Source organism: Streptomyces sp. NPDC028368 (genome assembly GCF_055565615.1).
The window spans coordinates 57,949-69,488 of the sequence record NZ_JBVHTY010000020.1 but is presented as its reverse complement, the minus strand read 5'-3'; the positions used below and the strand labels follow the sequence as shown (position 1 = coordinate 69,488).

Below are 11,540 nucleotides of genomic sequence, written 5' to 3'. Positions count from 1 at the left end.
TCGTTCACCGGTCGACGCCTCCCATCACGGGGTCGATGGACGCGACGGCGACGATGACATCGGCGACCTGGCCGCCTTCGCACATCGCCGCCATGGCCTGCAGATTGGTGAAGGACGGATCGCGGAAGTGCACGCGGTAGGGGCGGGTGCCACCGTCGCTGACCACGTGGACGCCCAGCTCGCCCTTGGGGGACTCCACGGCGGAGTAGGTCTGGCCGGGCGGGACCCTGAAGCCCTCCGTCACCAGCTTGAAGTGGTGGATCAGGGCCTCCATCGAGGTGCCCATGATCTTCTTGATGTGGTCCAGGGAGTTGCCGAGGCCGTCCGGACCCAGGGCCAGCTGCGCCGGCCAGGCGATCTTCTTGTCCTCGACCATGACCGGCCCCGGCTCGAGCCGGTCCAGGCACTGCTCGACGATCCGCAGCGACTGGCGCATCTCCTCCAGCCGGATCAGGAACCGGCCGTAGGAGTCGCAGGTGTCGGCGGTCGGCACCTCGAAGTCGTAATTCTCGTATCCACAGTACGGCTGCGTTTTGCGCAGGTCATGCGGCAGCCCGGCGGAGCGCAGCACGGGGCCGGTGGCGCCGGTGGCCAGGCAGCCGGCCAGGTCGAGATAGCCGATGCCTTCCATCCGGCCCTTGAAGACCGGGTTGCCGGTGGCGAGCTTGTCGTACTCGGGGATGTTCTTGCGCATCTTCTTCACGAAGGCGCGCACCTGGTCGACGGTGCCCGGGGGCAGGTCCTGGGCGAGGCCGCCGGGCCGGATGTAGGCGTGGTTCATCCGCAGGCCGGTGATCAGCTCGTAGATGTCGAGGATGAGTTCACGGTCGCGGAAGCCGTAGATCATGATCGTGGTGGCGCCCAGCTCCATACCGCCGGTGGCGATGCACACCAGGTGGGAGGAGAGCCGGTTGAGCTCCATCAGCATCACGCGGATGACCGAGGCCCGGTCGGGGACCTGGTCGGTGATGCCGAGCAGCTTCTCCACGGCCAGGCAGTAGGCGGTCTCGTTGAAGAAGGGGGTGAGGTAGTCCATCCGCGTGACGAAGGTGGTGCCCTGCGTCCAGGTCCGGTATTCGAGGTTCTTCTCGATGCCGGTGTGCAGATAGCCGATGCCGCAGCGGGCCTCGGTGACGGTTTCGCCGTCGATCTCCAGGATGAGCCGGAGCACGCCGTGCGTGGAGGGGTGCTGCGGCCCCATGTTGACGATGATCCGCTCATCGTCGGACTTGACAGCGGCCGCCGCGACCTCGTCCCAGTCGCCGCCGGTGACGGTATATACGGTCCCCTCGGTGGTCTCACGGGGGGTTGCCGGGGGAGTGGTCATCAGCTGTACGACCTCCGCTGGTCGGGAGCCGGGATCTGGGCGCCCTTGTACTCGACGGGGATGCCGCCGAGCGGGTAGTCCTTGCGCTGCGGGAAGCCCTGCCAGTCGTCGGGCATCATGATCCGCGTCAGCGCCGGGTGGCCGTCGAAGACGATCCCGAAGAAGTCGTAGGTCTCGCGCTCGTGCCAGTCGTTCGTCGGGTAGACGCTCACGAGCGAGGGCACATGCGGGTCGGCGTCCGGGGCGGAGACCTCCAGCCGGATGAGCCGGTTGTGGGTGATCGAGCGCAGGTGGTAAACGGCGTGCAGCTCGCGTCCCTTGTCACCGGGGAAGTGCACCCCGCTCACGCCCGTACAGAGCTCGAAGCGCAGCGCCGGGTCGTCGCGAAGGATCTTGGCGACCACCGGCAGGTACTCCCGCTCGATGTGGAAGGTCAGCTCGGCGCGGTCCACGACGGTCTTGCTGATGACGTTCTCGGGGACCAGTCCCTGTTCGTCGAGGGCGCCCTCCAGCTCGTCGGCGATCTCGTCGAACTCTCCGTCCTCCTCGCCGCGTGGTCCGCCGTACGGCCGCTGGGTCGCGCCGGGCAGGCGTACGGTCCGGACCAGGCCGCCGTAACCGGAGGTGTCGCCGCCGTTGTTGGCGCCGAACATGCCGCGGCGGGTGCCGATCACCTCGCCGGTGTCGTCGCGCTGGACGGGCACGTTGCCGTTGGAGTTCCCCTGGTCGCTCTCAGGGTTCTTCGGCTCACTCACCGCAGCAGCCCCTTCATCTCGATCAGCGGGAGCGCCTTGAGCGCCGCTTCCTCCGCCTCGTGGGCCGCCTGCTGCTGGTTGACCCCGAGCTTGGTGTCCTGGATCTTCCGGTGGAGCTTGAGGATGGCGTCCATCAGCATTTCGGGACGCGGCGGGCAGCCCGGCAAATAGATGTCAACGGGAACAATGTGGTCAACGCCCTGCACAATCGCGTAGTTATTGAACATGCCGCCCGACGAGGCGCACACGCCCATGGAGATCACCCATTTCGGGTTCGGCATCTGGTCGTAGACCTGCCGCAGAACGGGGGCCATCTTCTGGCTCACCCGGCCGGCCACGATCATCAGATCCGCCTGCCGCGGGGAGCCGCGGAAGACCTCCATGCCGAAGCGGGCCAGGTCGTAGCGCCCGGCGCCGGTCGTCATCATCTCGATGGCGCAGCAGGCCAGCCCGAAGGTCGCGGGGAAGACCGATGATTTACGCACCCAGCCCGCGGCCTGCTCGACAGTGGTCAGCAAAAAGCCGCTCGGCAGCTTCTCTTCAAGTCCCATGTGTGACCCCTAGTCCCATTCCAGGCCGCCACGACGCCAGACATAGGCGTAGGCGACGAAGACGGTGAGCGCGAAGAGCAGCATCTCGACGAGCCCGAAGAGCCCGAGGGCGTCAAAGGTGACGGCCCAGGGGTAGAGGAAGACGATCTCGATGTCGAAAACGATGAAGAGCATCGCCGTCAGGTAGTACTTGATCGGAAAGCGACCACCGCCGGACGGCTGCGGGGTCGGCTCGATTCCGCATTCGTACGCCTCAAGCTTCGCCCGGTTGTAGCGCCTGGGTCCGACGAGCGTGGCCATCACGACAGAGAAGATCGCAAAGCCTGCCCCGAGGGCTCCCAGTACGAGGATGGGCGCGTAAGCGTTCACCGTCCTCGCTCCCTTCAGTCGACGATGACTGGATGGCGGTCCGCTCGGGCCCGGTGGCTGCCCCGTAGAGATCGTGCATATGTGAGGCAGTTCACAAGCCCGAACGCCTGCATCTTATGCCCGCTGGTCTGTGATCTGCGACACGGGGTGCGACAACGACTTTGTGATCTTCACCACCTGACGAAGGATCATGAAGTCGGATGAGTGGTGATCTTCGTACGGGAAGCACGCGAGTGATCACGAGAGGTGACATTCGGCGGGGTTACCGCTGGTCAGCGCGTCGTTTCCCTATCAAGGGATGCCCCTTGCAGGCAAATTGGCGCTGGACTGGGTCAACTGCTATACGCCGCCGACGCCGTTGGGTGATCCGCCCGTGATGTGACCGTGATCGTCGGCGCGTGCCCGCATTCACGAGCGGCCGGCCGGGCCGGCGGGCGAGTGGCCGGACGGATGACCCGCCGACCATCCGGCACCGTCAGGTCACGGGAACATAACGGACACTCAAGAGTGACCTATCCCACGGACTTTCAAGCGATAAGTCCTTGACGGCCGGGAAGCCTTGGCGTGGCGGATGTGGAGGTGATAGGCCCCTCCGGACCCCGCAGCGGGCAGCAAATGCCATGCGCAGGAACATGATCGCGAAATCCGGACATCGCGCCGCCGGCTCAGCGCGCGACCAAAAGTCCGTTTTATTCGTCGCGTACGCGTCAAATGTGGTGCACCCCACCTTTGTTGGCAGCAACCTGCGGCTCCTGATAGCCGTGGTGCCATGTCCCCGAACGCACTCATACCCAGCCACCGGAAGCCCCGCCGTTCCGCGTCCTCGCGGGCACTGCGTGCGGGCGTGACCGGTGGCTTCCTCACCCTCGCGGTCACCGGCGCGACCGTGCCGGCCAACGCCGCGGAAAAGCCTGTCTCCGAAACACAGGAGATGCCCACGATCACGAGGGCGCTGGCGACCAGCGCCGCCAAGGCCGCGGACACCGCTCAGCAGGTCGCCTTCGACTACGAGCGCGAGGCCCTCCAGGACAGCGCGCTCGCCAAGGCCGCCAAGACCGCGGAGAAGCACAAGGCCGCCGCCGTGAAGAAGGCCAAGGCCGAGGCCGAGGCCAAGAAGAAGGCAGCCGAGGCCCGTCGGGCCAAGGAAGCGGCCCAGGCCCGCGCCTCGCGCTCCGACGAGCGCACCACGCTCTCCGTCTCGTCCTCCGCCACCGGCAGCGCCGCGACCCTGGTCACCTTCCTCAAGGCCCAGCTCGGCAAGGCGTACGTCCTCGGCGCCACCGGCTCCTCGGCGTACGACTGCTCCGGCCTGACCCAGGCCGCGTTCAAGCAGATCGGTATCGACCTGCCGCGCGTCTCGCAGGACCAGTCCACCACCGGCACCCAGGTCGGCCTGGACAACCTCCAGGTCGGCGACATCCTCTACTGGGGCAGCGCGGGCAGCGCCTACCACGTCGGCGTCTACGTCGGTAACGGCAACTTCATCGGCGCCCAGAACCCGAGCACCGGCATCGTCGAGCGCCCGCTCAGCTACGACATGCCGACCGGTGCGGTGCGCGTCCTCTAAGGCTCCCCCACCTCTCACGGGTCCCGTAAGGGCCGCCCCTCCCCAGGGGCGGCCCTTTGGCGTACCCGGCCCCCGAGCGGCCGATTCTTGCCGCTACCGATCGCCTCTGCGCGCCGTTGCATCTCTCGCCATATGCCGCACATATGCCACTCGGGCGCCGTGCGGCATCCGTAGAGAGGACACCGCGCTCCGATGAACACCCCTCGCACCGTCCAGGGCACCGTCACCCGGGCCGCCACCGCCGCCGCCCTGGCCGGCGCGCTCGCCCTTGGCGCCGTCCACACCGCGACCGCCTCGGCGTCGCCCGCCGCCCAGGCCCGTGCCGCCGGCCACGACGGCGCCTGGCACCAGGACGGCCTGTCGCTCAACGCCGCCGACAACAAGACCGTCGACGCCTTTGTCGCCCGCGCCCGGCACGCCGAGCGCTCCATCAGCCCCCAGGTACGTGCCGCGGCCCTGCTCAGCCACGCCGATCTCATCGGATTCGACCAGCGGCTGAAGTCCCCGGACTCGCTCAAGCGCAAGGTCGCCACCTGGATGCAGGAGTCCCCCGGGCAGACGGTGAACGAGTCGCTCGCCCAGATCAATGACGCGGTGCGCTTCACCCTCCAGTGGTCCGCCGGCCGCTATTCCCACGGCGTCACCGCCGCCTCCCGGCTGCTGTCCTCCTGGGGCAACGACAGCACCCGCTGGGCCAACACCTGGCACCGCGCCGCCGGCTACAAGGCGGTCAACTCCGCCTGGCGCGCGCCCCGGTCCGGCCAGCTCTTCGAGGTGCAGTTCCACACCCCCGAGAGCAAGCGGGCCCAGCTGGAGACCCACAAGCTGTACGAGGAGCAGCGGCTGCCCGGCACCCCGCCGGAGCGGGTGCGCGAGCTCCAGGAGCAGCAGAACGCGATCTTCGCCGCGGTGCCGGTCCCGGCCGGCGCCGAGCAGCTGACCGCGCCGGGCCGACGGCTGCCGTCGCCGGACCCGGCCCGCCGGCTCCCGGCGGCGCTCACCGCGTGAGGCTCTCCTCGCCCGTGAGGAAGGCCAGCAGGTCGGCGTTGAGCTGAGCGTGGTGGCTGGCGTAGATGCCGTGCCCCGCGGCCGGGTACTCCTTGTACGTCGTGCCCGGGATCAGCTCGGCGGTGCGCCGCCCGGTGACGTCCACCGGTGCCGAGAAGTCGGCGGCGCCGTGGATGATCAGCGTCGGGATGTCGATCTCGCGCAGCCCGGCCCGGTGGTCGGTGTGCAGCACCGCCTGCTGCACCTGGAGCGTCGCCCACGGCGAGGCCGACAGGCACTGCGCCATGACGTGCTCGACCTGGGCCGGTGAGACGTCGTTGCCCAGGTGGGTGGCGAAGAACGCCTGCAACTGGCGGGCCATCCACTTGGGCCGGTCGGCCCGCAGCTGCGCCATCGACGCCTCCATCGCGGCCTCGGGCACGCCGTGCGGATTGTCGTCCGTACGCTTCATGAACGGCAGCGTCGCCGCGATGAACACCGCACGGGCGACCCGCCGCGAGCCGTGCCGCGCCAGATAGTGGGCGATCTCGGCGCCGCCCATGGAGTGGCCGATGAGGGTGACGTCGCGGAGATCGAGGTGCTCCAGCAGGGCGGCAAGATCGTCGGCGGTGGAGTCGAAGTCGTAACCGGCAGAAGGGCGGTCCGAGCGGCCGTGGCCCCGCCGGTCGAAGGCCACACAGCGAAAGCCGCGCTCCGCGAAGAAGGGGAGCTGGTACTCCCACATCTCGGTGTTGAGCATCGCGCTCGAGACGAACACGATCGTCTCGCCCTGGCCGTAGTCCTCGTAGAACAGCCGCGTCCCGTCGTGCCCCTCGAAGAACATGCCGTTTCCTCCCGTTGCGGTATGCATTGCGGTATCCGTTGCGGTATCCGTTGCGGTATCCGTTGCGTGTGCACAGGATTCACGGCGGCCGGGGGACGGCTCAATTACCTCCGGCGTCATGGGCGTCGGCCCGGCGGGCCGAGCGAGCGGGATTCACCAGCCCGCGCCCGGCGGTTGCCTGGTAGTGGCGCTCAGCCGGTTGAAGAGGTTGGTGAGTCCGATCGTCAGGATGATCGCGGACGCAGAAGCTGCAGCCGTTGATGTGGCCGGCGCGCAGATGCCGTGGAGAGATCTCGTCGGGGAATTTCGCCGTCACCGCACCGACGGATCCCGGGCGGAGGATGTGACGGCGGCGGCCGGGAGTTTTTCCGGACCGCCGCCGGGGCCGTTACGCCTTCGGTGCCACCTTGCTCAGGCCATTGATGATCCGGTCCATCGCGTCCCCGCCCGTCGGGTCCGTGAGGTTGGCGAGCATCTTGAGGGTGAAGCGCATCAGCAGCGGGTGGGTCAGGCCGCGCTGGGTGGCGATCTTCATGACCTTGGGGTTGCCGATGAGCTTCACGAAGGCGCGGCCGAGGGAGTAGTAGCCGCCGTAGGTGTCCTTGAGGATCTTGGGGTAGCGGTGCAGGGCGAGCTCGCGCTGGGCGTAGGTGGCGCGGGCCTGCGCCTGGACGATGACCTCGGCGGCGATGGAGCCGGACTCCATCGCATAGGCGATGCCCTCGCCGTTGAAGGGGTTGACCAGGCCCCCGGCGTCGCCGACCAGGAGGAGGCCCTTGGTGTAGTGGGGCTGGCGGTTGAAGGCCATGGGGAGGGCCGCGCCGCGGATCGGGCCGGTCATGTTCTCCGGGGTGTAGCCCCAGTCGGCCGGCATCGAGGCGCACCAGGCCTTGAGGATCTCGCGCCAGTCCAGCTCCCGGAAGGCGGAGCTGGAGTTGAGGATGCCCAGGCCGACGTTGCTCGTACCGTCGCCCATGCCGAAGATCCAGCCGTAGCCGGGGAGAAGACGGTCCTGGGCGCCGCGCCGGTCCCACAGCTCCAGCCAGGACTCGAGGTAGTCGTCGTCGTGGCGGGGGGAGGTGAAGTACGTACGCACGGCGACGCCCATGGGGCGGTCCTCGCGGCGGTGCAGGCCCATGGCCAGCGAGAGCCGGGTGGAGTTGCCGTCGGCGGCCACGACGATCGGGGCGTGGAAGGTGACCGGGGTCTTCTCCTCGCCGAGCTTGGCGTGGACGCCGGTGATGTGGCCGGTGAGGTCGTTGATGACGGGCGCACCGACGTTGCAGCGCTCGTAGAGGCGGGCGCCGGCCTTCTGGGCCTGCCGGGCCAGCTGCTCGTCGAAGTCGTCGCGCTTACGGACCAGTCCGTAGTCGGGGTACGAGGCGAGATCCGGCCAGTCGAGCTGGAGGCGGGAGCCGCCGCCGATGATGCGCAGGCCCTTGTTGCGCAGCCAGCCCGCTTCCTCCGAGATGTCGATGCCCATGGCGACCAGCTGCTTGGTGGCGCGCGGGGTCAGGCCGTCACCGCAGACCTTCTCGCGCGGGAAGGCGGTCTTCTCCAGGAGGAGGACGTCCAGCCCGGACTTGGCCAGGTGGTAGGCGGTGGCCGAGCCGGCGGGCCCGGCACCGACGACGATCACGTCCGCGCTGTGCTCGGAGCGGGGTGTTGTCACGGATTCGCTCACGGACGCGGACTCGGACTCGGTCACGGGGGGTCTCCGGGAGGTCGTTGTAAGCCGATGACGTCGATATCTGGATATCTGGGTGCCGACCGGCACGGGGCATGTGCAGTCTATGGGGGCCTTGGTGATCGGAAACTGAAGGGTTGCCCCATGAAGCCTGAGACTGTGCCTGCCCCGCATACCCCGCCGCCCGCCGTCGAGCTGCGCGTGCCCACTGAGGAGGACGCACTGAACTGGCACCGGGTCTTCAACGACCCGGAGGTCATGGAGTTCCACGGCGGCGCACCGGCCGAGTTGTCGGTGTACGACGAGCTCACCGCGCGGCAGCGCCGCCACCACGCGGAGCTGGGATTCTGCCTCTACACGCTGGTGGACCCTGCGGACGGTGCGGTCATGGGCTTCACCGGCGCGCAGCCGTGGCCGTGGGAGTGGGGTCCGGCGGGCGAGATCGAGATCGGCTGGCGGCTGGGGCGCGCGTACTGGGGCAAGGGGTATGCGACGGCGGCGGCGCAGGCGGCCCTGGAGGCCGTACGGGCGGCCGGGGTACAGCAGGTGGTCGCGATAGTGGACGCGCGGAACGAGCGGTCCCTGGCGGTGACCCGGCGGCTGGGGATGCGGCGGGCGGAGACGGTGATCACGCCGGTGGGGAAGCGGACGGCGTACTGCAACCGGTTGACGCTGCCCGCCTCGTAGGGGCCACGCGCAGGACCCCAAGCAGGGGCCATGGGTGCCAACACCACTGATAGGCAGAGGAGTTGGCCCCCATCGGCGGCCTGGTTGCGCTGGCCTGGTTGCGGTGGCCTGGAAGCGGTGCCGAGGTCCTAGTCCACGTCCGCGTCGGGAACGTCCCAGGTGCTGAGCGCCGTGCTGAACACCTTGTCGTGCTCAGGGTCGTAGAGGTCCTGCGGGCACTCGTAGTAAATGCTGTATTCCGTGCCGTCGGCTGCCACATACGCCTGGTCGATGGCGTGGATGGTGTTCCCCGTGTCGTTGACGTAGCTGAACTCCCAGCGGGCGCCCTCGGCGTCGTGGAAGGTGTTCCGCTTCAGCTCCGCCTGCCGGTAGTTCGTCCGCTTCTTGGCGCCCTTCTCCATGCTGAGGAAGTTGTCGTACGAGGACTGCGGGGCGTTGGCGATGACGCCGATGCGCAGGTACGTGTCGTCGGCCGGCGCCTTGTAGTCGACCTGGGTGCCCTTCGCCGAGCGCTTCCAGCCGCGCGTCACGCCGAGCGAGAAGCCGTAGGAGTCGTCCTTCCGCTCGAAGCCGGCGGGAAGGCCCGCGGCGGGGGAGGACGCCGATCCGGTCGGGGTGGCGGTCGGGGAGGGAGTGGTGTCCGGGGACGGGGGCGCAGAGGGGCTGAGGCTTTCGGTGGGCCGGCCGCTCTTTTCGACGGCGGGCTTCTTGCCCGTCTTGTGGTCGTCGGCGCCGCGGTGGCTCTTGAAGTACAGCGCGCCGGCCGTGGCACCGCCGCCGATCAGGAACGCGACGAGCGCCAGCGACACCCATTTCACGACGCCACGGCGGGCCGGGCGGGGCTCTTCGGGGGCGATAGGGGTGGCAGTGGCGGTGGGAGTGGCCGGAGCTATCGGAAGTGTCGGAGGTGTCGGAGTGGCTTCGGGAGCGGGGGGCGCCGTGGAGGCATCCGCGGGCGGGGCTGCGGGGGCAGCCGGGGCCGGCGTGGCCACGGGTGTCGGCGGGGCCGCGGGCAGGGGCGCCGTGGCCGGGGCAGGAGGCGCCGTCGGCATGCCGGGGGCGGCCGGGGGTGCCGCGGGAGCGCCGTACGGGGCGGCCGGGGCAGTTGGGGCGGCGAGCATGGAGGCGCTGCCGCGGCCCACCATCATCAGCAGATACGGGGCGAGCAGCACCGCGCCGAAGGTCCACAGCAGCCCGAACAGCAGCGTTTCGCCGCCGCCCGCGGCCAGTTCGGCGTGCCCTGCGAGGCCGGCGCCGTTGCTGCCGTAGCCGCCTCCGTACCCGTCGCCGTCCCCGCTGCCGTAGCCGCCTCCGTAGCCGCCGCCGAAATCGCCGCCGGGGCCGTCACCGCTCGCGCCGTGGAACGTCGCCGATGCCGTGGCGCCGGCTGCCCACACCACCAGCACCAGCGCGAGCACGAAGAAGCCCGCGGCCAGCAGCTGTTCGCGCCGGTCGGCGCTGCGGCGGACGGCCAGGAAGCCGACCAGCAGCGCGCAGACCAGACCGCCGACGATGATGCCGAACACCGCCCAGTCGTTGCCCAGATCGCCCAGCTCGGCGTAGCCGATCGACTTCCGGCCGGACTCCAGGAACGGCATATCGGGAAGGTTCCACTCGACGTTCACCGGCGCGCCCCAGGCCATCGCCAGCGCGATCGCGCCGAGGTTGGGGAGCAGCACCAGCAGGGCGAGGGCGTTGCCGCCGTGGATGTCGTCGGCCGTCGCGAGGAGGGTCACGAACGCGACCAGACCGGCCACCAGGACGACGGTCAGCAGCGCGACCAGCGCGGTGCGCAGCGCGCCGACGGTGATACGCCACCCGGGCCGGACCGCGAGCCAGGCCCGCATCGCGTCACGCGCCAGCACCGCACCGCTCACCAGGGCCGCCAGCAGGAACGAGCACAGCAGCGCCAGCCAGGGGGCGGAGGACAACTCCAGGCCGTCGTAGGAGGGCTGGGCCAGCAGGCCGAGCGCCAGGCTGCCGACGCCGCACAGCACCGCGATCCGCAGCACCGACTCCAGCACGGCCGTACCCGGTACGGCCGGACTCCCCACGGCCGTGCCCGGTATCCCGCCCGGTACGGCCGCCCCGGCCCCCGCCGCGGCGGCCGCGCGGCGGGCCCTGCGGGCGGCGACCGCCAGCAGCGTCACCCACAGCCCGGTGACCACCAGCGGCACCAACGACACCGACATCTCGCCGGTGAGCCCCCGGCCGATCTCCCCCAGGGGCCCGGTGGCGCTGCCGGAGAGGGTGACCCTTCCGCCCACGCTCTGCAGCAGCAGCGCGAGGAAGCAGCGCATCCGGGTGCCCCAGCCGAGACCGGCGTGGTCCGCGTCGTCCGACGAGAAGATGCCGAGCACACTCGCGAGGACCAGCAGCATCAGCGTCGGCCAGGCCGCGATCTTCAGCGCCGCGACCCAGTCGCCCCGCGCCGTACGGCCGAGAAAGGCGCCGAGCGGCGAGGGGCGTCCCCCCTGCCCCTGGAGAGCTTGGGGGACGGCGGGCGCGGCATACGGCGGAGGGCCGGGCGGCGCCGCCGGGGCCGGCGGCTGCCCCGGGGCCGGCGGCTGCCCAGGGGGCGGCGGCGCGTCCGGCGGGGGCGGCGCTGCGGCCTGCCGCTCCCGGCCGCAGCCCATACAGAAGCGCGCCTCGGGCGGCGAAGAAGAACCACATTCCGGGCAGGAGGCGGAACGGTCGGGCAACTCGGACTCCGGGAACTCAGCGGGCAGCGGATCCGCTGCCACTCGCGAACGTAGGGACATGACT

10 protein-coding genes are annotated in these 11,540 nt (G+C 69.9%); 3 read left to right on the top strand and 7 right to left on the bottom strand.

Translation table 11 applies throughout. The features are described from left to right. Nucleotides 1-4 precede the first annotated feature (4 nt). The 4 genes from ACZ4S3_RS34440 to ACZ4S3_RS34425 are packed head-to-tail and all read right to left on the bottom strand — an operon-like array spanning nucleotide 5 to nucleotide 3,002. A complete protein-coding gene (locus ACZ4S3_RS34440) occupies nucleotides 5-1,327 on the bottom strand; it encodes an NADH-quinone oxidoreductase subunit D (protein ID WP_467941703.1) in 1,323 nt (440 codons plus the stop codon). Beyond that, nucleotides 1,327-2,082 (bottom strand): NADH-quinone oxidoreductase subunit C, encoded by a 756-nt coding sequence (locus ACZ4S3_RS34435; RefSeq protein ID WP_467941701.1) that lies wholly within the window; start codon nucleotides 2,080-2,082, stop codon nucleotides 1,327-1,329. Before ACZ4S3_RS34435 ends, ACZ4S3_RS34440 begins: the two co-directional genes overlap by 1 nt. Continuing rightward, nucleotides 2,079-2,633, bottom strand: coding sequence for a NuoB/complex I 20 kDa subunit family protein (locus tag ACZ4S3_RS34430; RefSeq protein ID WP_467941699.1), 555 nt, complete (start codon nucleotides 2,631-2,633; stop codon nucleotides 2,079-2,081). The genes ACZ4S3_RS34435 and ACZ4S3_RS34430 overlap by 4 nt, the downstream gene beginning before the upstream one ends. A gap of 9 nt (nucleotides 2,634-2,642) precedes the next feature. Further along, the gene (locus tag ACZ4S3_RS34425) at nucleotides 2,643-3,002 is read right to left on the bottom strand and encodes an NADH-quinone oxidoreductase subunit A (RefSeq protein ID WP_030262580.1); all 360 of its coding nucleotides are present in this window, start codon (nucleotides 3,000-3,002) and stop codon (nucleotides 2,643-2,645) included. 769 nt (nucleotides 3,003-3,771) lie between these two features. Here ACZ4S3_RS34425 and ACZ4S3_RS34420 point away from each other — a divergent pair. Further along, complete coding sequence (locus tag ACZ4S3_RS34420) at nucleotides 3,772-4,569, top strand: C40 family peptidase (protein ID WP_467941696.1); 798 nt, start codon at nucleotides 3,772-3,774, stop codon at nucleotides 4,567-4,569. 192 nt (nucleotides 4,570-4,761) lie between these two features. Further along, on the top strand, nucleotides 4,762-5,577 hold the full coding sequence (locus ACZ4S3_RS34415) for an ATP nucleotide 3'-pyrophosphokinase (protein WP_467941694.1): 816 nt from the start codon (nucleotides 4,762-4,764) through the stop codon (nucleotides 5,575-5,577). On the opposite strand, the gene ACZ4S3_RS34410 is transcribed toward ACZ4S3_RS34415, so the two are convergent. Beyond that, nucleotides 5,567-6,427 carry an alpha/beta fold hydrolase gene (locus ACZ4S3_RS34410; protein WP_467941692.1) on the bottom strand — a complete coding sequence of 287 codons (861 nt, stop codon included), beginning with the start codon at nucleotides 6,425-6,427 and terminating at the stop codon, nucleotides 5,567-5,569. The two genes, ACZ4S3_RS34415 and ACZ4S3_RS34410, sit on opposite strands and share 11 nt — an antisense overlap. Nucleotides 6,428-6,788: 361 nt before the next feature. Further along, nucleotides 6,789-8,072, bottom strand: a complete 1,284-nt coding sequence (locus ACZ4S3_RS34405) for a geranylgeranyl reductase family protein (RefSeq protein WP_467941840.1) — start codon at nucleotides 8,070-8,072, stop codon at nucleotides 6,789-6,791. A 159-nt stretch (nucleotides 8,073-8,231) separates the two neighbouring features. On the opposite strand from ACZ4S3_RS34405, the gene ACZ4S3_RS34400 reads away from it, so the two are divergent. Then, nucleotides 8,232-8,774 (top strand): GNAT family N-acetyltransferase, encoded by a 543-nt coding sequence (locus ACZ4S3_RS34400; protein ID WP_467941690.1) that lies wholly within the window; start codon nucleotides 8,232-8,234, stop codon nucleotides 8,772-8,774. 128 nt (nucleotides 8,775-8,902) lie between these two features. Here the strand turns inward: ACZ4S3_RS34400 and ACZ4S3_RS34395 are convergent, their stop codons facing one another. Then, nucleotides 8,903-11,536 carry a hypothetical protein gene (locus tag ACZ4S3_RS34395; RefSeq protein WP_467941688.1) on the bottom strand — a complete coding sequence of 878 codons (2,634 nt, stop codon included), beginning with the start codon at nucleotides 11,534-11,536 and terminating at the stop codon, nucleotides 8,903-8,905. Nucleotides 11,537-11,540: the final 4 nt, after the last annotated feature.